This window comes from Streptococcus sp. CF7_Ac1-12 (assembly GCF_024295905.1).
GTDB classification, from domain to species: domain Bacteria; phylum Bacillota; class Bacilli; order Lactobacillales; family Streptococcaceae; genus Streptococcus; species Streptococcus mitis_AP.
Window position 1 is genome coordinate 108,800 of record NZ_JANCPG010000001.1, and the last position, 17,132, is coordinate 125,931.

24 protein-coding genes are annotated in these 17,132 nt (G+C 39.6%); 20 read left to right on the forward strand and 4 right to left on the reverse strand.

Annotated elements, in window-relative coordinates:
* The first annotated feature begins 62 nt into the window (after window positions 1–62).
* The 20 genes from rplX to NMM17_RS00700 all read left to right on the forward strand — a co-directional run bounded on the left by rplX (window position 63) and on the right by NMM17_RS00700 (window position 11,773).
* Window positions 63–368 carry a 50S ribosomal protein L24 gene (rplX, locus tag NMM17_RS00605; RefSeq protein ID WP_000497691.1) on the forward strand — a complete coding sequence of 102 codons (306 nt, stop codon included), beginning with the start codon at window positions 63–65 and terminating at the stop codon, window positions 366–368.
* Between the two features lie 23 nt (window positions 369–391).
* The gene (rplE, locus tag NMM17_RS00610; RefSeq protein ID WP_000013542.1) at window positions 392–934 is read left to right on the forward strand and encodes a 50S ribosomal protein L5; all 543 of its coding nucleotides are present in this window, start codon (window positions 392–394) and stop codon (window positions 932–934) included.
* Window positions 935–951: 17 nt separating this feature from the next.
* A complete protein-coding gene (locus tag NMM17_RS00615; RefSeq protein ID WP_001085697.1) occupies window positions 952–1,137 on the forward strand; it encodes a type Z 30S ribosomal protein S14 in 186 nt (61 codons plus the stop codon).
* Window positions 1,138–1,350: 213 nt separating this feature from the next.
* A complete protein-coding gene (gene rpsH / locus NMM17_RS00620) occupies window positions 1,351–1,749 on the forward strand; it encodes a 30S ribosomal protein S8 (RefSeq protein WP_000245504.1) in 399 nt (132 codons plus the stop codon).
* A gap of 192 nt (window positions 1,750–1,941) precedes the next feature.
* Window positions 1,942–2,478 (forward strand): 50S ribosomal protein L6, encoded by a 537-nt coding sequence (gene rplF / locus NMM17_RS00625; protein ID WP_000086624.1) that lies wholly within the window; start codon window positions 1,942–1,944, stop codon window positions 2,476–2,478.
* A gap of 83 nt (window positions 2,479–2,561) precedes the next feature.
* Window positions 2,562–2,918, forward strand: coding sequence for a 50S ribosomal protein L18 (gene rplR / locus NMM17_RS00630; protein WP_000624044.1), 357 nt, complete (start codon window positions 2,562–2,564; stop codon window positions 2,916–2,918).
* Between the two features lie 17 nt (window positions 2,919–2,935).
* Entirely contained in the window at window positions 2,936–3,430 is a 495-nt protein-coding gene (gene rpsE, locus NMM17_RS00635) for a 30S ribosomal protein S5 (RefSeq protein WP_000874202.1), read from the forward strand.
* Window positions 3,431–3,443: 13 nt separating this feature from the next.
* Window positions 3,444–3,626: a 50S ribosomal protein L30 gene (gene rpmD / locus NMM17_RS00640; RefSeq protein WP_000057241.1), complete on the forward strand. Its 183-nt coding sequence runs from the start codon at window positions 3,444–3,446 to the stop codon at window positions 3,624–3,626.
* 144 nt (window positions 3,627–3,770) lie between these two features.
* Window positions 3,771–4,211 (forward strand): 50S ribosomal protein L15, encoded by a 441-nt coding sequence (gene rplO, locus NMM17_RS00645; RefSeq protein WP_000766087.1) that lies wholly within the window; start codon window positions 3,771–3,773, stop codon window positions 4,209–4,211.
* 12 nt (window positions 4,212–4,223) lie between these two features.
* Window positions 4,224–5,534 carry a preprotein translocase subunit SecY gene (gene secY, locus NMM17_RS00650; RefSeq protein ID WP_000465403.1) on the forward strand — a complete coding sequence of 437 codons (1,311 nt, stop codon included), beginning with the start codon at window positions 4,224–4,226 and terminating at the stop codon, window positions 5,532–5,534.
* 149 nt (window positions 5,535–5,683) lie between these two features.
* Window positions 5,684–6,322, forward strand: a complete 639-nt coding sequence (locus tag NMM17_RS00655) for an adenylate kinase (RefSeq protein ID WP_001050436.1) — start codon at window positions 5,684–5,686, stop codon at window positions 6,320–6,322.
* A 116-nt stretch (window positions 6,323–6,438) separates the two neighbouring features.
* Window positions 6,439–6,657 carry a translation initiation factor IF-1 gene (gene infA / locus NMM17_RS00660; protein WP_001029883.1) on the forward strand — a complete coding sequence of 73 codons (219 nt, stop codon included), beginning with the start codon at window positions 6,439–6,441 and terminating at the stop codon, window positions 6,655–6,657.
* Between the two features lie 24 nt (window positions 6,658–6,681).
* Window positions 6,682–6,798, forward strand: coding sequence for a 50S ribosomal protein L36 (gene rpmJ, locus NMM17_RS00665; protein ID WP_001808836.1), 117 nt, complete (start codon window positions 6,682–6,684; stop codon window positions 6,796–6,798).
* 17 nt (window positions 6,799–6,815) lie between these two features.
* Complete coding sequence (gene rpsM, locus NMM17_RS00670) at window positions 6,816–7,181, forward strand: 30S ribosomal protein S13 (RefSeq protein ID WP_000090781.1); 366 nt, start codon at window positions 6,816–6,818, stop codon at window positions 7,179–7,181.
* 17 nt (window positions 7,182–7,198) lie between these two features.
* Window positions 7,199–7,582 carry a 30S ribosomal protein S11 gene (gene rpsK, locus NMM17_RS00675; protein WP_001118385.1) on the forward strand — a complete coding sequence of 128 codons (384 nt, stop codon included), beginning with the start codon at window positions 7,199–7,201 and terminating at the stop codon, window positions 7,580–7,582.
* Window positions 7,583–7,624: 42 nt separating this feature from the next.
* Window positions 7,625–8,560 carry a DNA-directed RNA polymerase subunit alpha gene (locus tag NMM17_RS00680; protein WP_000568988.1) on the forward strand — a complete coding sequence of 312 codons (936 nt, stop codon included), beginning with the start codon at window positions 7,625–7,627 and terminating at the stop codon, window positions 8,558–8,560.
* 11 nt (window positions 8,561–8,571) lie between these two features.
* Entirely contained in the window at window positions 8,572–8,958 is a 387-nt protein-coding gene (rplQ, locus tag NMM17_RS00685) for a 50S ribosomal protein L17 (RefSeq protein WP_000331493.1), read from the forward strand.
* Window positions 8,959–9,222: 264 nt separating this feature from the next.
* Window positions 9,223–9,489, forward strand: coding sequence for an ACT domain-containing protein (locus tag NMM17_RS00690; RefSeq protein ID WP_000644130.1), 267 nt, complete (start codon window positions 9,223–9,225; stop codon window positions 9,487–9,489).
* Window positions 9,490–9,498: 9 nt separating this feature from the next.
* Window positions 9,499–10,836, forward strand: coding sequence for a PFL family protein (locus NMM17_RS00695; RefSeq protein WP_000354890.1), 1,338 nt, complete (start codon window positions 9,499–9,501; stop codon window positions 10,834–10,836).
* Between the two features lie 244 nt (window positions 10,837–11,080).
* Window positions 11,081–11,773: a histidine phosphatase family protein gene (locus tag NMM17_RS00700; protein WP_024056940.1), complete on the forward strand. Its 693-nt coding sequence runs from the start codon at window positions 11,081–11,083 to the stop codon at window positions 11,771–11,773.
* 102 nt (window positions 11,774–11,875) lie between these two features.
* Here NMM17_RS00700 and NMM17_RS00705 read toward each other — a convergent pair whose 3' ends face one another.
* The 4 genes from NMM17_RS00705 to NMM17_RS00720 all read right to left on the reverse strand — a co-directional run bounded on the left by NMM17_RS00705 (window position 11,876) and on the right by NMM17_RS00720 (window position 16,876).
* Window positions 11,876–13,534 (reverse strand): iron ABC transporter permease, encoded by a 1,659-nt coding sequence (locus NMM17_RS00705; protein ID WP_050261299.1) that lies wholly within the window; start codon window positions 13,532–13,534, stop codon window positions 11,876–11,878.
* The gene (locus NMM17_RS00710; RefSeq protein WP_153226251.1) at window positions 13,524–14,615 is read right to left on the reverse strand and encodes an ABC transporter ATP-binding protein; all 1,092 of its coding nucleotides are present in this window, start codon (window positions 14,613–14,615) and stop codon (window positions 13,524–13,526) included. Before NMM17_RS00710 ends, NMM17_RS00705 begins: the two co-directional genes overlap by 11 nt.
* 12 nt (window positions 14,616–14,627) lie before the next feature.
* A complete protein-coding gene (locus NMM17_RS00715; protein WP_153226252.1) occupies window positions 14,628–15,674 on the reverse strand; it encodes an ABC transporter substrate-binding protein in 1,047 nt (348 codons plus the stop codon).
* A 161-nt stretch (window positions 15,675–15,835) separates the two neighbouring features.
* Entirely contained in the window at window positions 15,836–16,876 is a 1,041-nt protein-coding gene (locus NMM17_RS00720; protein ID WP_153192659.1) for an ABC transporter substrate-binding protein, read from the reverse strand.
* Between the last annotated feature and the right edge of the window lie 256 nt (window positions 16,877–17,132).

Below are 17,132 nucleotides of genomic sequence, written 5' to 3' on the forward strand. Positions count from 1 at the left end.
AGTCCCCTGGATTTACCTCCAGGGTGCCCTTATGGGCGTAAGAAAAATCAAGGAGAAACCTAATGTTTGTAAAAAAAGGCGACAAAGTTCGCGTAATCGCTGGTAAAGATAAGGGAACAGAAGCTGTTGTCCTTACTGCCCTTCCAAAAGTAAACAAAGTTATCGTTGAAGGTGTTAACATCGTTAAGAAACACCAACGTCCAACTAACGAGCTTCCTCAAGGTGGTATCATCGAAAAAGAAGCAGCTATCCACGTATCAAACGTTCAAGTTTTGGACAAAAATGGTGTAGCTGGTCGTGTTGGTTACAAATTTGTAGACGGTAAAAAAGTTCGCTACAACAAAAAATCAGGCGAAGTGCTTGATTAATCACGAAGGAAAGGAGAAGTATAATGGCAAATCGTTTAAAAGAAAAATATCTTAATGAAGTAGTTCCTGCTTTGACAGAACAATTCAACTACTCATCAGTGATGGCTGTGCCTAAAGTAGATAAGATCGTTTTGAACATGGGTGTTGGTGAAGCTGTATCAAACGCTAAAAGCCTTGAAAAAGCTGCTGAAGAATTGGCACTTATCTCAGGTCAAAAACCACTTATCACTAAAGCTAAAAAATCAATCGCCGGCTTCCGTCTTCGTGAAGGTGTTGCGATCGGTGCAAAAGTTACCCTTCGTGGTGAACGTATGTACGAATTCTTGGATAAATTGGTTTCAGTTTCACTTCCACGTGTACGTGACTTCCACGGTGTTCCAACAAAATCATTTGATGGACGCGGAAACTACACACTTGGTGTGAAAGAACAATTGATTTTCCCAGAAATCAACTTCGATGACGTTGACAAAACTCGTGGTCTTGACATCGTTATCGTAACAACTGCTAACACTGACGAAGAGTCACGTGCATTGCTTACAGGCCTTGGAATGCCTTTTGCAAAATAATATAGGAGGTAAATCTAATGGCTAAAAAATCAATGATTGCTAAGAACAAACGTCCAGCGAAGTTCTCTACTCAAGCTTATACTCGTTGTGAAAAATGTGGTCGTCCACATTCAGTTTACCGCAAATTTAAACTTTGCCGTGTTTGCTTCCGTGAATTAGCTTACAAAGGACAAATCCCAGGTGTTACCAAAGCATCTTGGTAATATCATGATACAAAGAGCGTAACAACCACAGCAAAAATAGGAAATTTGGTGTAGGAGCGATGCTCCAAAACAAATTTATCTTTTTTGCTCAGGTTGTAGCTCGTGTTCAAATAAGAGTTTTCTCATTTGAATGTATCAATACTATCTGAGCCTAGCTCAATCATTAACTAGCAAGTGCAACTTGCAAACTACTAGTAAGAGGAGAAAAACAAAATGGTTATGACTGACCCAATCGCAGACTTCCTAACTCGTATTCGTAATGCTAACCAAGCTAAACACGAAGTACTTGAAGTACCTGCATCAAACATCAAAAAAGGGATTGCTGAAATCCTTAAACGCGAAGGTTTTGTAAAAAACGTTGAAATCATCGAAGATGACAAACAAGGCATCATCCGTGTATTTCTTAAATACGGACCAAACGGTGAAAAAGTTATCACTAACTTGAAACGTGTTTCTAAACCAGGACTTCGTGTCTACAAAAAACGTGAAGACCTTCCAAAAGTTCTTAACGGACTTGGAATTGCTATCCTTTCAACTTCTGAAGGTTTGCTCACTGATAAAGAAGCACGCCAAAAGAATGTTGGTGGGGAAGTTATCGCTTACGTTTGGTAAAATCAAGATACAAAGCTCGTAAAGAACAAAGCAAAATTAGAAAGTTGGAGAAGTTTGTTGACAAACAAGCCAACTTATCTATTTTGCACAGTTCTTAGAGCGTGTTCAGTTCAGTTTTTGAACTAAATAAGTATCTGAACCCCCGTGAAAACTGGCCGTTTAGGCCTGACAATTTAACAGGAGAAAATAAACATGTCACGTATTGGTAATAAAGTTATCGTGTTGCCTGCTGGTGTAGAAATCACTAACAATGACAACGTTGTAACTGTAAAAGGACCTAAAGGAGAACTTACTCGTGAGTTCTCAAAAGATATTGAAATTCGTGTGGAAGGTACTGAAGTAACTCTTCACCGTCCAAACGATTCAAAAGAAATGAAAACTATCCACGGAACTACTCGTGCCCTTTTGAACAACATGGTTATTGGTGTATCAGAAGGATTCAAGAAAGAACTTGAAATGCGCGGGGTTGGTTACCGTGCACAACTTCAAGGATCTAAACTTGTTTTGGCTGTTGGTAAATCTCATCCAGACGAAGTTGAAGCTCCAGAAGGAATTACTTTTGAACTTCCAAACCCAACAACAATCGTTGTTAGCGGAATTTCAAAAGAAGTAGTTGGTCAAACAGCTGCTTACGTACGTAGCCTTCGTTCACCAGAACCATATAAAGGTAAAGGTATCCGTTACGTTGGTGAATTCGTTCGCCGTAAAGAAGGTAAAACAGGTAAATAATGTTGAGTGGTTGATTCTCAACCACCAACCTATTTTCCAACTTTGTGCATAGCACACGATTTAAAACTAAAGAGGTGAAAACTGTGATTTCAAAACCAGATAAAAACAAACTCCGCCAAAAACGCCACCGTCGCGTTCGCGGAAAACTCTCTGGAACTGCTGATCGCCCACGTTTGAACGTATTCCGTTCTAATACAGGCATCTACGCTCAAGTGATTGATGACGTAGCGGGTGTAACGCTCGCAAGTGCTTCAACTCTTGACAAAGAAGTTTCAAAAGGAACTAAAACTGAACAAGCCGTTGCTGTCGGTAAACTCGTTGCAGAACGTGCAAACGCTAAAGGTATTTCAGAAGTGGTGTTCGACCGCGGTGGATATCTATATCACGGACGTGTGAAAGCTTTGGCTGATGCAGCTCGTGAAAACGGATTGAAATTCTAATAGGAGGACACTAGAAAATGGCATTTAAAGACAATGCAGTTGAATTAGAAGAACGCGTAGTTGCTGTCAACCGTGTTACAAAAGTTGTTAAAGGTGGACGTCGTCTTCGTTTCGCAGCTCTTGTTGTTGTTGGTGACCACAACGGTCGCGTAGGATTTGGTACTGGTAAAGCTCAAGAAGTTCCAGAAGCAATCCGTAAAGCAGTAGATGATGCTAAGAAAAACTTGATCGAAGTTCCTATGGTTGGAACAACAATCCCACACGAAGTTCTTTCAGAATTCGGTGGAGCTAAAGTATTGTTGAAACCTGCTGTAGAAGGTTCTGGAGTTGCCGCTGGTGGTGCAGTTCGTGCCGTTGTGGAATTGGCAGGTGTGGCAGATATTACATCTAAATCACTTGGTTCTAACACTCCAATCAACATTGTTCGTGCAACTGTTGAAGGTTTGAAACAATTGAAACGCGCTGAAGAAGTTGCTGCCCTTCGTGGTATTTCAGTTTCTGATTTGGCATAAGAAAGGGGATAAAATGGCTCAAATTAAAATTACTTTGACTAAGTCTCCAATCGGACGCATTCCATCACAACGTAAAACTGTTGTAGCACTTGGACTTGGCAAATTGAACAGCTCTGTTATTAAAGAAGATAACGCTGCTATCCGTGGTATGATCACTGCAGTATCTCACTTGGTAACAGTTGAAGAAGTAAACTAATGAATTTTTAGGGGATGTGCACTATACCATCCCCTAAAACTAGATATAGTCATCTATGATGACGTCGTATAGGCGAGTTGATTGGGGAGACAACCTTTTCTCCCTTATCGGCGCTAGCATTTTACAAAAGAGGAGAAAATAAAAATGAAACTTCATGAATTGAAACCTGCAGAAGGTTCTCGTAAAGTACGTAACCGCGTTGGTCGTGGTACTTCATCAGGTAACGGTAAAACATCTGGTCGTGGTCAAAAAGGTCAAAAAGCTCGTAGCGGTGGCGGAGTTCGCCTTGGTTTTGAAGGTGGACAAACTCCATTGTTCCGTCGTCTTCCAAAACGTGGATTCACTAACATCAACGCTAAAGAATACGCAATTGTGAACCTTGACCAATTGAACGTCTTTGAAGATGGTGCTGAAGTTACTCCAGTTGTTCTTATCGAAGCAGGAATTGTTAAAGCTGAAAAATCAGGTATTAAAATTCTTGGTAACGGTGAGTTGACTAAGAAATTGACTGTGAAAGCAGCTAAATTCTCTAAATCAGCTGAAGAAGCTATCACTGCTAAAGGTGGTTCAGTAGAAGTCATCTAAGAGAGGTGACCTATGTTTTTTAAATTATTAAGAGAAGCTCTTAAAGTCAAGCAGGTTCGATCAAAAATTTTATTTACAATTTTTATCGTTTTGGTCTTTCGTATCGGAACTAGTATTACTGTTCCTGGTGTGAATGCCAATAGCTTGAATGCTTTAAGTGGATTATCCTTCTTAAACATGTTGAGCTTGGTCTCAGGGAATGCCATGAAAAACTTCTCAGTTTTTGCTCTTGGTGTTAGCCCCTATATTACGGCCTCTATCGTTGTCCAACTCTTGCAAATGGATATTTTACCCAAATTTGTAGAGTGGGGTAAACAAGGGGAAGTAGGTCGAAGAAAATTAAATCAAGCTACTCGTTATATTGCTCTAGTTCTCGCTTTTGTGCAATCTATCGGGATTACAGCTGGTTTTAATACTTTGGCTGGAGCTCAATTGTTGAAAACAGCTCTTACTCCACAAGTCTTTATCATGATTGGTATCATCTTAACAGCTGGTAGCATGATTGTGACTTGGTTGGGTGAGCAAATTACAGATAAGGGATACGGAAATGGTGTTTCTATGATTATCTTTGCCGGGATTGTTGCCTCAATTCCAGAGATGATTCAGGGCATCTATGTAGATTACTTTGTGAACGTCCCAAGTAGCCGTATCAACTCATCTATCATTTTCGTAATCATTTTGATAATTACTGTATTGTTGATCATTTATTTTACAACTTATGTTCAACAAGCAGAATACAAAATTCCAATCCAATATACTAAGGTTGCACAAGGTGCTCCATCTAGCTCTTACCTTCCTTTGAAGGTAAACCCTGCTGGAGTTATCCCTGTTATCTTTGCAAGTTCGATTACTGCAGCGCCTGCGGCTATTCTTCAGTTTTTGAGCGCTACAGGTCATGATTGGGCTTGGGTAAGAACAGCACAAGAAATGCTGGCAACAACTTCACCAACTGGTATTGCTATGTATGCTTTATTGATTATTCTCTTTACATTCTTCTATACGTTTGTACAGATTAATCCTGAAAAAGCTGCAGAAAACTTACAAAAGAGCGGTGCCTATATCCACGGAGTTCGTCCTGGTAAAGGTACAGAAGAATATATGTCTAAACTTCTTCGTCGTCTTGCAACTGTTGGTTCTCTCTTCCTTGGTGTGATTTCTATTTTACCGATCGTAGCAAAAGATGTTTTCGGACTTTCAGAAGCAGTTGCTTTTGGAGGAACCAGTCTTTTGATCATTATCTCTACAGGTATTGAAGGAATCAAACAATTGGAAGGTTACCTATTGAAACGTAAGTATGTTGGTTTCATGGACAGAACAGAATAAAAGTATTTACGAAATCAGTAAATACTGAGGGAGTGGAGGTTTAACTCTAACATTAGTGAGAGTTTGGTCTCCCCTCTTCTATTTTGTTTTTAAATAGGGGTGAAAAGACTTTTTGCTTCTATTTAAAAATAAAATAAGGAGATCAAATCATGAATCTTTTGATTATGGGCTTACCTGGTGCAGGTAAGGGAACTCAAGCAGCAAAAATCGTAGAACAATTCCATGTTGCACATATTTCAACAGGTGATATGTTCCGAGCTGCAATGGCAAATCAAACTGAAATGGGTGTTCTTGCTAAGTCATACATTGACAAGGGTGAATTGGTTCCTGATGAAGTTACAAATGGAATCGTAAAAGAACGCCTTTCACAAGATGATATTAAAGAAACAGGATTCTTATTAGATGGTTACCCACGTACAATTGAACAAGCTCATGCCTTGGACAAAACATTGGCTGAACTTGGCATTGAACTAGAAGGTGTTATCAATATTGAAGTGAACCCTGACAGCCTCTTAGAACGTTTGAGTGGCCGTATCATCCATCGTGTAACTGGAGAAACTTTCCACAAGGTCTTTAACCCACCAGTTGACTATAAAGAAGAAGATTACTACCAACGTGAAGATGATAAGCCTGAGACAGTAAAACGTCGTTTGGATGTGAATATTGCTCAAGGGGAACCAATCATTGCTCACTACCGTGCCAAAGGTTTGGTTCATGACATCGAAGGTAATCAAGATATCAATGATGTCTTCTCAGATATCGAAAAAGTATTGACAAATTTGAAATAAAGCGTTTTTCACACTTGCAAAAATCCGCTACAAATGTTATACTGAGATAGTCTGACTTATAATTGTTGTCTCTGTGTCTAGAGGCATCGAATCGAAATTTATGGAGGTGCTTTTGCGTGGCAAAAGACGATGTGATTGAAGTTGAAGGCAAAGTAGTTGATACAATGCCGAATGCAATGTTTACGGTTGAACTTGAAAATGGACATCAGATTTTAGCAACAGTTTCTGGTAAAATTCGTAAAAACTATATTCGTATTTTAGCGGGAGATCGTGTTACTGTCGAAATGAGTCCATATGACTTGACACGTGGACGTATCACTTACCGCTTTAAATAATCGAAAAACTTGGAGGGATAAGAAATGAAAGTAAGACCATCGGTCAAACCAATTTGCGAATACTGTAAAGTTATTCGTCGTAATGGTCGTGTTATGGTAATTTGCCCAGCAAATCCAAAACACAAACAACGTCAAGGATAAGATAGAAAGGAGAAAACATGGCTCGTATTGCTGGAGTTGACATTCCAAATGACAAACGCGTAGTAATCTCATTGACTTATGTTTATGGTATCGGACTTGCAACATCTAAGAAAATTTTGGCAGCTGCTGGAATCTCAGAAGATGTTCGTGTACGTGATCTTACATCAGATCAAGAAGATGCTATCCGTCGTGAAGTGGACGCAATCAAAGTTGAAGGTGACCTTCGTCGTGAAGTAAACTTGAACATCAAACGTTTGATGGAAATCGGTTCATACCGTGGTATCCGTCACCGTCGTGGACTTCCTGTCCGTGGACAAAACACTAAAAACAACGCTCGCACTCGTAAAGGTAAAGCTGTTGCGATTGCTGGTAAGAAAAAATAATATAGGAGGTAAAAGTCTTGGCTAAACCAACACGTAAACGTCGTGTGAAAAAGAATATCGAATCTGGTATTGCTCATATTCACGCTACATTTAATAACACTATTGTTATGATTACTGATGTGCATGGTAATGCAATTGCTTGGTCATCAGCTGGTGCTCTTGGTTTCAAAGGTTCTCGTAAATCTACACCATTCGCTGCTCAAATGGCTTCTGAAGCTGCTGCTAAATCTGCACAAGAACACGGTCTTAAATCAGTTGAAGTTACTGTAAAAGGTCCAGGTTCTGGTCGTGAGTCAGCTATTCGTGCGCTTGCTGCCGCTGGTCTTGAAGTAACAGCAATTCGTGATGTGACTCCAGTGCCACACAATGGTGCTCGTCCTCCAAAACGTCGCCGTGTATAATCATCGCATTACACTGCTTTTCGTTTAAGAGGGAGTAACTAAATGATCGAGTTTGAAAAACCAAATATAACAAAAATTGATGAAAATAAAGATTATGGCAAGTTTGTAATCGAACCACTTGAACGTGGCTACGGTACAACTCTTGGTAACTCTCTTCGTCGTGTACTTCTAGCTTCTCTACCAGGAGCAGCTGTGACATCTATCAATATTGATGGTGTGTTACATGAGTTTGACACAGTTCCAGGTGTTCGTGAAGACGTGATGCAAATCATTCTGAACATTAAAGGAATTGCAGTGAAATCGTACGTTGAAGACGAAAAAATCATCGAACTAGATGTTGAAGGTCCTGCTGAAGTAACAGCTGGTGACATTTTGACAGATAGCGATATTGAAATTGTAAATCCAGATCATTATCTCTTTACAATCGGTGAAGGTTCTTCTCTAAAAGCGACTATGACTGTTAACAGTGGTCGTGGATATGTACCTGCTGATGAAAATAAAAAAGATAATGCACCAGTTGGAACACTTGCTGTAGATTCTATTTATACACCAGTTACAAAAGTCAACTATCAAGTGGAACCTGCTCGTGTAGGTAGCAATGATGGATTTGACAAATTAACCCTTGAAATCTTGACAAATGGAACAATTATTCCAGAAGATGCTTTAGGGCTTTCAGCACGTATCTTGACAGAACATCTTGATTTGTTTACAAATCTTACTGAGATTGCTAAGTCAACTGAAGTGATGAAAGAAGCTGACACTGAATCTGACGACCGTATTTTGGATCGTACGATTGAGGAACTGGACTTGTCTGTGCGTTCATACAACTGTTTGAAACGTGCCGGTATCAATACTGTGCATGATTTAACAGAAAAATCTGAAGCAGAGATGATGAAAGTACGAAATCTTGGACGCAAGAGTTTGGAAGAAGTGAAACTCAAACTCATTGATTTAGGTCTTGGATTAAAAGATAAATAAAGGAGGAATACATGGCTTACCGTAAACTAGGACGCACTAGCTCACAACGTAAAGCAATGCTTCGCGATTTGACAACTGACCTTTTGATCAACGAATCAATCGTGACAACTGAAGCTCGTGCTAAAGAAATCCGTAAAACTGTTGAAAAAATGATTACTCTAGGTAAACGTGGTGATTTGCATGCACGTCGTCAAGCAGCTGCTTTCGTACGTAATGAAATCGCATCTGAAAACTATGATGAAGCAACTGATAAGTACACTTCTACTACAGCACTTCAAAAATTGTTCTCAGAAATCGCACCTCGTTATGCTGAACGTAACGGTGGATACACTCGTATCCTTAAAACTGAACCACGTCGTGGTGATGCAGCGCCAATGGCGATCATCGAATTAGTATAAAATCATCAATTTTGTTGAGTGTTATGATGATGGAGTCTTGTGCTCTTAGTCTAGCTCTGGTCTACCGCTAGGATTTCGGTCCTAGCGGGAACACTCATCATAAGTTGAGATAGTGGACGCTTGTTTACGAAATTGTTTTTTTCCTAAGAACAACTTCGTAAGCAGGCGTTTTTGAGTATTTTAGTTGGAATCATGCTATACTATTTAAGAAGAAATCTGCTGAATGTTCAGGTTTCCTATTTTAAAAAGAATTGGAGTTTGCTTATGAAAGCGATTATAACTGTTGTTGGTAAAGATAAATCTGGAATTGTTGCAGGTGTTTCTGGTAAAATTGCAGAATTGGGTTTGAACATAGACGATATCTCTCAAACTGTTTTGGATGAATATTTCACGATGATGGCTGTCGTCTCTAGTGATAAAAAGCAAGATTTTACTTATCTTCGTAATGAATTTGAAGCTTTTGGGCAAACTTTGAATGTAAAAATCAATATTCAGAGTGCAGCGATTTTCGAAGCTATGTATAATATCTAGGAGGTTATCATGGATATTAGACAAGTTACTGAAACCATTGCCATGATTGAGGAGCAGAACTTTGATATCAGAACCATTACCATGGGGATTTCCCTTTTGGACTGTATCGATCCAGATATCAATCGTGCTGCGGAGAAAATTTATCAAAAGATTACGAGCAAGGCAGCTAATTTAGTGGCTGTTGGTGATGAAATTGCGGCTGAGTTGGGAATTCCAATCGTTAATAAGCGTGTATCGGTGACTCCTATTTCTCTGATTGGGGCGGCGACAGATGCGACAGACTATGTGGTTCTGGCAAAAGCACTTGATAAGGCTGCGAAAGAGATTGGTGTGGACTTTATTGGTGGTTTTTCAGCCTTGGTACAAAAGGGTTATCAAAAGGGAGATGAGATTCTTATCAATTCTATTCCTCGTGCTTTGGCTGAAACGGATAAGGTCTGCTCGTCAGTCAATATAGGCTCAACCAAGTCTGGTATCAATATGACGGCTGTCGCAGATATGGGACGAGTTATCAAGGAAACGGCAACTCTATCTGATATGGGGGCAGCTAAGTTGGTTGTATTCGCTAATGCTGTTGAGGACAATCCATTTATGGCGGGTGCCTTCCATGGTGTTGGGGAGGCAGATGTTATCATCAATGTCGGAGTTTCTGGTCCTGGTGTGGTGAAACGTGCCTTGGAAAAAGTTCGTGGACAGAGCTTTGATGTAGTAGCAGAAACAGTCAAGAAAACTGCCTTTAAAATCACTCGTATCGGTCAATTGGTTGGTCAAATGGCCAGTGAGAGACTGGGTGTGGAGTTTGGTATTGTGGACTTGAGTTTGGCACCAACACCTGCAGTTGGAGACTCTGTGGCACGTGTCCTTGAGGAAATGGGGCTAGAGACAGTTGGTACGCATGGAACGACGGCTGCCTTGGCTCTCTTGAACGACCAAGTTAAGAAGGGCGGAGTTATGGCTTGCAACCAAGTTGGTGGTTTGTCTGGTGCCTTTATCCCTGTTTCAGAGGATGAAGGAATGATTGCTGCAGTGCAAAATGGCTCTCTTAATTTGGAAAAACTAGAAGCTATGACGGCTATCTGTTCCGTTGGTTTGGATATGATTGCCATCCCAGAAGATACTCCTGCTGAAACCATTGCAGCTATGATTGCGGATGAGGCTGCAATTGGTGTCATTAACATGAAGACAACGGCTGTTCGTATCATTCCAAAAGGAAAAGAAGGAGATATGATTGAGTTTGGTGGCCTATTAGGAACTGCACCTGTTATGAAAGTCAATGGGGCTTCGTCTGTCGATTTCATTTCTCGTGGGGGACAAATCCCAGCACCAATTCATAGTTTTAAAAATTAAGAAAATAGGAGAAATTTTAAGTTCTATTTAAGGTTGGATGTGTATACTATAATCATTAAATAAAGACCTCCTAATATTATTTGAAACAGATAACACTGATTTAGTTTGAATTTGATTTTCATCTAATATCTTTATTTAATAGAACTCCTAAACTTTTTCATAATAATCTCCTGCAAAAGTCACCTGTCTGGGTGGCTTTTGTTTTATCATCCATGATATAATAGAAGCAAACGGAGGACGGAAAATGGTAAAAGTACGATTGTATTTGGTACGTCATGGCAAGACTATGTTTAACACGATTGGTCGCGCGCAAGGTTGGAGCGATACTCCTTTAACGGCTGAAGGTGAGCGAGGGATTCAAGAATTAGGAATCGGTTTGCGAGAATCTGGTCTACAGTTTGATCGCGCTTATTCCAGTGATTCTGGCCGCACCATTCAGACAATGGGAATTATTCTTGAAGAACTTGGTTTGCAGGGGAAAATCCCTTATCGCATGGACAAACGTATCAGAGAATGGTGTTTTGGTAGCTTTGACGGAGCTTATGATGGTGATCTTTTCATGGGCATTATTCCTCGTATCTTTAATGTGGATCATGTTCACCAATTGTCTTATGCTGAACTGGCTGAGGGGTTGGTAGAGGTCGATACAGCTGGTTGGGCTGAAGGCTGGGAAAAACTCAGTGGCCGAATCAAGGAAGGTTTTGAAGCGATTGCCAAAGAAATGGAAGAACAAGGTGGGGGCAATGCCCTTGTCGTCAGCCACGGAATGACCATTGGAACCATTGTTTATTTGATTAATGGCATGCATCCGCATGGTCTAGATAATGGTAGCGTGACGATCCTTGAATATGAGGACGGCCAGTTTAGCGTAGAAGTTGTCGGCGACCGTAGTTACCGAGAACTAGGACGTGAGAAGATGGAAGAAGCCTCTATTTAATCAGTCTAGACTTGCTTGTTATGAACTAGGGATTTGATAAGAATATCAAGATAAGAAAAAACAGCCGAGGGTAATCCTTTCGGCTGTTTTTGATGGGGGAAACTAAAGTGTAATGCTGTTGCTTTTAGAGATTTTCATAAACAAGAGCAAGGAACCTACTGTTAGAACAGTCAGGATAGTTGACAAGGCTGCGGCTACACCGTAATTCCCTCTTAGAACCTCTGTATAAATGGCTACAGTCATTGTTCTTGTTTTGACATTGTAGAGGAGGATAGAAGTAGAGAGTTCTGAAATCATTGTGACCCAAGATAGGATGGCTCCAGAAATAATACCAGATAGCATCATTGGAGTTGTAATCTTGGCAAAGGTATTGAGACGGCTACTTCCTAAGCTTTCAGCAGCTTCTTCAATACTTGGGGCTATTTGTTGCAAGCTAGCAACAGATGAGCGAATAGTATACGGTAATCTTCTGACAGATAGGGACATAATTAAGATGAAAGCTGTCCCTGTAATCATAAGAAATCCACTTCCAAATAGACCGGTATTGAAGGAAGAAATGAAGGCAATCCCTAGAACAGTTCCGGGTACAATATAAGGGACCATACTGAGGCTGTCAATTAAGTTTGTAAACAAATTCCGTTTTCTAACGGCTAGGTAGGAGATAAATGTTGCGAATAGGACAACTAGAACTAAGGCAATCAAAGGGATACGAATAGTATTGAAAATAGCAGATCCCATACGATTGAAAGCTACCTTGTAACTGTTTAGAGAATAACCTTTGACAAATACCATACCTGATGTTTTTAGGAAAGAAGTATAAATCAAGTAGACTTGAGGTAGAACAGAGAACAAGATAATTCCGTAGACTGTTGCATAAATGGCAGCCATTTTTCCTTTTGTAGTTTTTTTAGGCTCAATTGGATGGAGCGAATTCATGCTGAAACTGTAGCGGTTTGAGATGTATTTTTGGATAAGGAAGATTGCCAAGGCAATGATAATCGCCATAATTGCTAAAGCAGATGCAAAAGCAGAATTTCCTCCAACCTCGCTAATGAATTGGGTATAAATCAAGACGGGGAAAGTCCGATATCCTTCACCAATCAACATAGGCGTTCCAAAATCTGAGAATGCTCTCATAAACACAAGCAGGGCAGCAGCTAGTAAGGTTGGAACTAGGAGAGGTAAAACAACCGTTACGATACGCTTAAATCCGAAGGACCCCATGCTTTCAGCAGCTTCAAGTAGAGAATTGTCAATACTTTTCATTGTCCCAGCAACGTATAGAAATACCAGTGGGAATAGTTGCAGTGTAAAGACAAGTACAATTCCTTTGAATCCATAAATATCAATAGCTGGAAGATGAAGGGTATTTGTCAGGAATTTAGTAATGACCCCATTTCGTCCCAGCAAGAGAATCCAGGAGTAGGCTCCCACGAAAGGAGCTGACATGGAAGCAATGATAATCAATATTTGAAGAAATTTCTTCCCCTTGAAATCATACATAGAGAAGAGATAAGCTAATAAGGTTCCTACGACTAAGGAAGTGACAGTAGCGGTAATGGAAACCTTGAAACTGTTGACAAGTGTCTCAGAGTAGTAGGCTTTACTAAAGAAAGTGACAAAATTAGCTAGTGAAAATTGTCCCTCATGTATGAGTGCTTGCTTGAGCACGGTAACGATAGGATAAACCAGAAAGACAAGATAGGTAAGAAAGATGAAGAAAGAGGAGGCTGTCCAAATATTTAGTTTTTTACGTTCCATGGTTGACTCCTTTTATCAGGTTTTGCGAACCATCTGCAGAAAAGACGTTTAATTTTTGAGTATTGATTCGTAGACGAATACGATCGCCTTTTTGTAGATCTTCTTCAAAAGTTGATTCTTCGCTAACTTGAATTTTTGAGGCAAAGCCTGTCTCGATGAAATATTCCGTATTTAGTCCAAGATAGACGCTATCGCTAATAGTTCCTTCAATATCTCCAGATTCATCTTTGATAAACTCTTCAGGACGAATGCTTACATGAATGGCTTGCTCCTCAGCCTGATCAAGGGCTGGCATTCGAAGAGCATAGCCATCTGAAAAGACGATATAAGCACCGTCGCTCCGTTTTTCGAGATTGGCAGGGATAATATTTGTGCGTCCGATAAAGGTTGCTACAAACTCATTAGCTGGTTTATGATAGAGTTCTTTTGGCCGACCGATTTGTTGGATGACTCCGTCTTTCATAACAGCAATTTGGTCTGAAATAGCCATAGCTTCTTCTTGGTCGTGGGTCACATAAACAGTTGTAATTCCCACTTCGTGTTGGATTTCTCGAATGGCTTGACGCATATCCAAGCGAAGTTTGGCATCTAGGTTGCTAAGCGGCTCGTCCATGAGGAGAACACTTGGATTAACAGCTAAGGCGCGTGCCAAGGCGACACGTTGTTGTTGTCCACCACTGAGTTTATCGGGCTTCCGATCCGCATATTGAGCAATTTGCATGAGTTCAAGATATTTATTGGTTTGTTGAATCAATTCTTCTTTTGGAACCTTCTTTTGCTTGAGACCAAAAGCGACATTATCTCGGACAGTCAAATGTGGGAAAATAGCGTAGTTTTGGAAAACCATCCCGATATTGCGTTTGCTGGGTTCCATATTATTGATTTTTGTATCATCGAAGTAAAATTCTCCACCTTCGATACTGTTGAAACCTGCAATCATACGAAGAAGGGTCGTTTTCCCACACCCTGAAGGTCCAAGAAGGGTAAAGAGACTTCCTTTTGGAATTGTAATGTTCAAATTCTCAATAACAGAGACATCGTGGTAGATTTTTTTGGCGTTAATAATTTTGATCTCACTCATAGTGAACCTCTTTTACTGTTTAGATTGGATATCTGTAAAGACTTCGTTGTATTTCTTAACGATATCTGACTTATTCTTGATGACATAATCATAATCTTCAGTGAGTGTTTTGATTTTGTCAATTGGTTTCATGTTTTCGCTTGTTTTGGCATTTTTACGAACAGGACGGTTAGTAGTGGTTGTACCAAGTGTATCTTGTACTTCTTGAGAGATAATAAAATCGATAAATTTCTTGGCATTTTCCATATTTTTTGCTTTTTTAACGATAGCAGCACTAGCAGGTAGGAAGACGGTTCCTTCTTTTGGATAGACTACCTTGATATTAGCTCCGTCATTTAAGAGTTTAACTGCTGGATCTTCATAAGAGAGACCAACAGCCATTTCTCCGTCAGCGACTGCTTTATAGACACCAGATGAGCTTGAACCGATTTTACCATCAATAAGTGTGAAGAGATCTTTTACATAAGACCAAGCTTTATCGTCTTTGTAACCACCTTGAGCTTGTAGCATATTTGTTAATTGAGCAAAGGCGCTAGAAGAGTTTGCTGGGTCAGCAGTTGCGATTTTTCCTTTTAGTTCAGATTTGAGAAGGTCGCTATATCCTTCGATGTTCATGCCTTTCGTTAAATCGGGATTGACGATTAAAACACTACCATCTAGTGTATAAGGTGTGGAGTAGCCAGTTGTGTTTTGATATTCTTTGATAACATTATCATTTTCTTTTGAAGTATAGTTTTCAAAGAGTTCTCCGTGGGTAGCATATTGTGTATAAGAACCACCAAAGATGACATCAGCTACAGGAGCTTCTTTTTCTGACTCTAGTTTTTTGAAAAGTTCTCCAGTACCAGCTTGAATCAGTTCTACTTTGATACCATATTTTTCTTCAAAGGCAGGAATAGTTGCTCCGATTAAGCCCTCTGAGTTTGGTGAATAAACGACTAGCGAACCGCCGTCTCCTTTATCAGATGAACCGCCATCGGCAGAGTCATTAGAAGAACAAGCAGCAAGACCAAAAAGAGCTAGTCCGCAAGCAGCATAATACATCCATTTCTTTTTCATGATGGATACCTCCGTTGTGTTATTTAAGTTTATTTTAAAACAATGTAAGCGTTTTTAAAACCGATAATTCTATTCTATTAGAGTAAAATTCTCTACAAAAACGGAAGTAATCTTTTGATTTTATAGCAGGGTTTGACAGTTAATCACTGTTAAGTCAAATTTTATTTTTTAGATTGGATATCTGTAAAAATGTCATTGTACTTTTTAAGAATAGCAGATTTGTTCTTGATGACATAATCTGAATCTTCAGTGGCAACATTGATTTCTGTCATAGCCTTCATATTTTTATTGGTTTTAGCATTTTTACGAATAGGTCTAATTGTAGTTTCAGTTCCTAGCTTATCTTGGATTTCTTGAGAAAGGAGGAAATCGATAAATTTCTTAGCGTTTTCCATATGTTTGGCATTTTTGACGATAGCCGCGTTACCAGGTAAAAAGACGGTTCCTTCTTTTGGATAAATGACTTTTACATCAACTCCATCATTTAAGAGTTTTAAGGCAGGGTCTTCATAGGTGAGTCCAACAGCCATTTCCCCATCGGCGACAGCTTTGTAAACATTTGAAGAGCTAGATGCAATTTTTCCATCTACTAGAGTAAATAGATTTTTCACATAGGTCCAAGCTTGTTCATTTTCGTATCCACCTTGATCTACAAGCATGTTTGTTAATTGTGCAAAGGCGCTAGATGCGTTACTTGGATCAGCAGTAGCCATTTTTCCTTTTAATTTAGGGTTGAGCAGATCATTGTAGCCTTCAATTTTAATATCTTTTGTAAGGGCTGAATTGGCAATGATGACACTGACATCAAGTGTGTAAGGTGTGTAGAAACCTGTTTTATTTTGATATTCAGGGATTATCTGGTCGTTCTCTTGAGAAATATAAGGTTCAAAAAGTTTTTCGTTAGAAGAGAAGAGAGCGTAGGAGCCTCCGAAAATGACATCGGCTACTGGGGATTCTTTTTCGGCCTCAGCTTTTTTGAACAATTCACCCGTGCTGGCTTGTACTAAATCAACCTTAATACCATATTTTTCTTCGAAGGCAGGTATTGTCTCTTCGATAAGGTCTTCAGGGTTAGGCGAGTAGACAACCAAAGTGTTATCTGAATCTTTTTCAGAGCTAGTTTCCGCTTCTATAGGAGAAGAACATCCTGATAAAGAAAGGAATATCCAGCTAAAATAGAGAAAGAATAGTATTTTTTTCATAAGTATCTCCTTTTTTACGAACATTTTCTCTACCTAGATTATTAATGTTTTTAAATTGTAGAGTCCTACAGGATATAATAAAAACCTTAAAGAAATCTAAAATGGGAAATAGGAAATGGGTATCTCGAGCAAGGATGGGTACATTGTAACTGGGATTTCGATGGCAATTCTCTTCAAAGCATGTCATTTTATCTGTGATTTCAAAGCTAAGATTTGAGCAGCTTGTAGCGAGTTTCCTAGTTTGCTCTAGTATAAG

Coding starts and splice junctions, on each gene's coding strand:
- NMM17_RS00690 (WP_000644130.1), top strand. CDS start 9,223: ATGAAAGCGATTATAACTGTTGTTGGTAAAGATAAATCTGGAATTGTT.
- rpsE (WP_000874202.1), top strand. CDS start 2,936: ATGGCATTTAAAGACAATGCAGTTGAATTAGAAGAACGCGTAGTTGCT.
- secY (WP_000465403.1), top strand. CDS start 4,224: ATGTTTTTTAAATTATTAAGAGAAGCTCTTAAAGTCAAGCAGGTTCGA.
- rpmJ (WP_001808836.1), top strand. CDS start 6,682: ATGAAAGTAAGACCATCGGTCAAACCAATTTGCGAATACTGTAAAGTT.
- rpsM (WP_000090781.1), top strand. CDS start 6,816: ATGGCTCGTATTGCTGGAGTTGACATTCCAAATGACAAACGCGTAGTA.
- NMM17_RS00695 (WP_000354890.1), top strand. CDS start 9,499: ATGGATATTAGACAAGTTACTGAAACCATTGCCATGATTGAGGAGCAG.
- rpmD (WP_000057241.1), top strand. CDS start 3,444: ATGGCTCAAATTAAAATTACTTTGACTAAGTCTCCAATCGGACGCATT.
- NMM17_RS00705 (WP_050261299.1), bottom strand. CDS start 13,534: ATGGAACGTAAAAAACTAAATATTTGGACAGCCTCCTCTTTCTTCATC.
- NMM17_RS00715 (WP_153226252.1), bottom strand. CDS start 15,674: ATGAAAAAGAAATGGATGTATTATGCTGCTTGCGGACTAGCTCTTTTT.
- NMM17_RS00720 (WP_153192659.1), bottom strand. CDS start 16,876: ATGAAAAAAATACTATTCTTTCTCTATTTTAGCTGGATATTCCTTTCT.
- NMM17_RS00710 (WP_153226251.1), bottom strand. CDS start 14,615: ATGAGTGAGATCAAAATTATTAACGCCAAAAAAATCTACCACGATGTC.
- NMM17_RS00680 (WP_000568988.1), top strand. CDS start 7,625: ATGATCGAGTTTGAAAAACCAAATATAACAAAAATTGATGAAAATAAA.
- NMM17_RS00615 (WP_001085697.1), top strand. CDS start 952: ATGGCTAAAAAATCAATGATTGCTAAGAACAAACGTCCAGCGAAGTTC.
- rplF (WP_000086624.1), top strand. CDS start 1,942: ATGTCACGTATTGGTAATAAAGTTATCGTGTTGCCTGCTGGTGTAGAA.
- NMM17_RS00700 (WP_024056940.1), top strand. CDS start 11,081: ATGGTAAAAGTACGATTGTATTTGGTACGTCATGGCAAGACTATGTTT.
- rplE (WP_000013542.1), top strand. CDS start 392: ATGGCAAATCGTTTAAAAGAAAAATATCTTAATGAAGTAGTTCCTGCT.
- rpsH (WP_000245504.1), top strand. CDS start 1,351: ATGGTTATGACTGACCCAATCGCAGACTTCCTAACTCGTATTCGTAAT.
- rplX (WP_000497691.1), top strand. CDS start 63: ATGTTTGTAAAAAAAGGCGACAAAGTTCGCGTAATCGCTGGTAAAGAT.
- rplQ (WP_000331493.1), top strand. CDS start 8,572: ATGGCTTACCGTAAACTAGGACGCACTAGCTCACAACGTAAAGCAATG.
- NMM17_RS00655 (WP_001050436.1), top strand. CDS start 5,684: ATGAATCTTTTGATTATGGGCTTACCTGGTGCAGGTAAGGGAACTCAA.
- rplO (WP_000766087.1), top strand. CDS start 3,771: ATGAAACTTCATGAATTGAAACCTGCAGAAGGTTCTCGTAAAGTACGT.